General features: G+C 40.2%; 5 protein-coding genes. 3 read left to right on the forward strand and 2 right to left on the reverse strand.

What is annotated here, in order from left to right; genetic code table 11:
- Both F6K37_RS39005 and F6K37_RS39010 read left to right on the forward strand, forming a co-directional pair.
- Positions 1 to 624, forward strand: a 624-nt coding sequence (locus F6K37_RS39005) for a hypothetical protein (RefSeq protein WP_287256598.1), incomplete at its 5' end; no start/stop codon positions are given.
- Between the two features lie 92 nt (positions 625 to 716).
- Positions 717 to 1,373: an ankyrin repeat domain-containing protein gene (locus F6K37_RS39010; protein WP_008178110.1), complete on the forward strand. Its 657-nt coding sequence runs from the start codon at positions 717 to 719 to the stop codon at positions 1,371 to 1,373.
- 95 nt (positions 1,374 to 1,468) lie between these two features.
- On the opposite strand, the gene F6K37_RS39015 is transcribed toward F6K37_RS39010, so the two are convergent.
- Positions 1,469 to 1,639: a hypothetical protein gene (locus F6K37_RS39015; protein ID WP_154659645.1), complete on the reverse strand. Its 171-nt coding sequence runs from the start codon at positions 1,637 to 1,639 to the stop codon at positions 1,469 to 1,471.
- Between the two features lie 90 nt (positions 1,640 to 1,729).
- Between F6K37_RS39015 and F6K37_RS39020 the strand changes: the two genes are divergently transcribed.
- Entirely contained in the window at positions 1,730 to 2,065 is a 336-nt protein-coding gene (locus F6K37_RS39020; protein ID WP_008178108.1) for a XisI protein, read from the forward strand.
- A 68-nt stretch (positions 2,066 to 2,133) separates the two neighbouring features.
- Here F6K37_RS39020 and F6K37_RS39025 read toward each other — a convergent pair.
- Positions 2,134 to 2,222 (reverse strand): element excision factor XisI family protein (locus F6K37_RS39025; RefSeq protein ID WP_287256601.1); only part of this gene is annotated, 89 nt, incomplete at its 5' end.

Below are 2,222 nucleotides of genomic sequence, written 5' to 3' on the forward strand. Positions count from 1 at the left end.
GCACATCAAGTAGCGTGGGCTATGCCCAGTGGCCAAAGGCCTTTGGCTGATAGCTGTTCGCGTTCGCGAAGCGTCGGCTTTGCCGAAAGCGTGGCCAAAGGCCTTTGGCTGATAGCTGAATGCTTACCTAAAGCTAATGCAATAAAAGCTGCCAATCTTACCAAGAATAAACATCCTATCTTCAGCTCTATCACAGTTATTGATGGGGGAAAAGATTGGGATTATGATTATACAAGTCGAAGAAGTAAAAGTGAAGATGGCAAAAAAAAAGCGGAAAGAGATAGAAAACATTCAAATCAGACCTGTGAAGATGAAGTCCTTGAGAGACTCCAAGGGGAAAAAGATGCAATTTGTGGTTCTATACCACTGCCTGGGTGTAAGCCAGCTTTGGATAAGCTAAAAGCCGGGAAAAAACTCAAAGGAAGATCAGTCAAAGGAATAACGAAAAACCATGTTATTAACAGAATTAAAATTCTACAAGAATGTATTGATCAAAGACAACAAATACAAGATGAATGCTTTGGTGGAAAACCGGATCAAAGACACACAGATGCTCTCAATCAAATGAGGAATGCACTGGAAAACTGCCAAGAGCTATTAGACAATTATGGAGATTATATATAAAGAATATTTTTAGCTCAAGCCTTGAACGTTACTAGTAATCTCAAGGATTGAGTTTAAAGTAGTTTATCCTCATCTTATTTTTGTTAATTAAAATGAACAATAAAGATATTTTTGAGATAATTCGATACCATGATGATAGTAATCTTGCGAAGATGATTGAACAAGGTCTCGACGTTAATTTTTACATGCCTAATCCCCCTTTCTGGACTCCCTTACAAGAAGCGATAGATGAAGTTGATTATGGAGGAAAAATAGAAATTGTAAAACTTTTGATAAAAGCCGGAGCTGATGTCAATGCTTGGAATCTAGACCGGGATTCTAATCCATTACTCATGGCTATGTGGGGCGGCCACAAAGAGATAGTAAGCTTACTATTGAAAGCGGGAGCTAATCCTAATGTCAAGGATAATGAAGGCAATTCTCCTCTGAGATGGAGTGTAGAGGAAGAAAATATAGAAATGGTTAAACTGCTCCTCAATCACGGAGCAAAAGACACAATCAATGAAGCTGGCGGATTTAGTGGAATGAATGCATTAGGGATCGCGGTAAGTAAGCTGAATATTCCTATAATTAAAACGCTTCTCGATCGAGATGCCGATCCGGAAGTAATTGATAACGATTACCGAAAACCAATAGAAAGGCTGCCGAAGAATGCAGACACTGAGATAAAAGAGAAAATCAAAAGATTATTGGTGGGTTACGGCGCAAAAGAGCCAAATGTCTCTTACCTCAAGCAAACAAGCCCATGACACACTCTAGACATACCTCATATAGTATGGTAATAGGCGTTCAGCTTAGGACATTTTTCAAGGCGGAATCCTGACCGCTCCCTGAATCTTATGTCCTAACTTATTGGCCTAGGGCTATACGCGATCGCGTAGCGTGACCTACGGTCAATCGCACAAGCGCGGAAGCTGAGGCCGTAGGCCACGCTTTGCGTTCGCGTAGCGTCGGCTTTGCCGAAACGCTTCATCGCGTAGCGTGACCTACGGTCAATCGCCGATCTAACCCACAATAACTTAGAACTCTAAAAGAAGTTGATTATTGTATAATGGTTTTGTATCAAGATTTGCATAGATTGCTTATCTGAAGAGGTGATTTTAGAATGGAAAAAATAATCCAGTATCGCCAATACATTAAACAACTTCTGAGTGATTATGCCAGTAAAAGTCCATCTGATCAAGATGTTGAAGCTGCCTTAATTTTTGACTCAGACCACGACCATTATCAAGTTGTTTACACTGGTTGGAAAAACCGCCAACCCATGTATGGTTGTGTTCTACATTTCAGCATCAAAAATGCCAAAATTTGGATACATCATGATGGAACTGAAATTGGTTTTGCCAACGAACTCGTCAAATTGGGAGTACCAAAGACTGATATTGTACTAGCATTTCAAGAACCTGCTGTACGTCAATATACTGACTTCGCAGTGAATTAGAGTAAATTTATCGGCAGTTTTTATAATTTGAGAGGTAAATTGACTGTCATAGAACTTATCAGCAAACACTATGCGATCGCATACCCAGTATGTTCACGAATCTCGGGGGGATGAAAAGCAAGAACAATCCTATCCTTCGGTACTCCTGAAGCAACCA

The organism is Moorena sp. SIO4E2 (genome assembly GCF_010671945.1).
GTDB classification, from domain to species: Bacteria; Cyanobacteriota; Cyanobacteriia; order Cyanobacteriales; family Coleofasciculaceae; genus Moorena; species Moorena producens.

Coding starts and splice junctions, on each gene's coding strand:
- F6K37_RS39010 (WP_008178110.1), top strand. CDS start 717: ATGAACAATAAAGATATTTTTGAGATAATTCGATACCATGATGATAGT.
- F6K37_RS39020 (WP_008178108.1), top strand. CDS start 1,730: ATGGAAAAAATAATCCAGTATCGCCAATACATTAAACAACTTCTGAGT.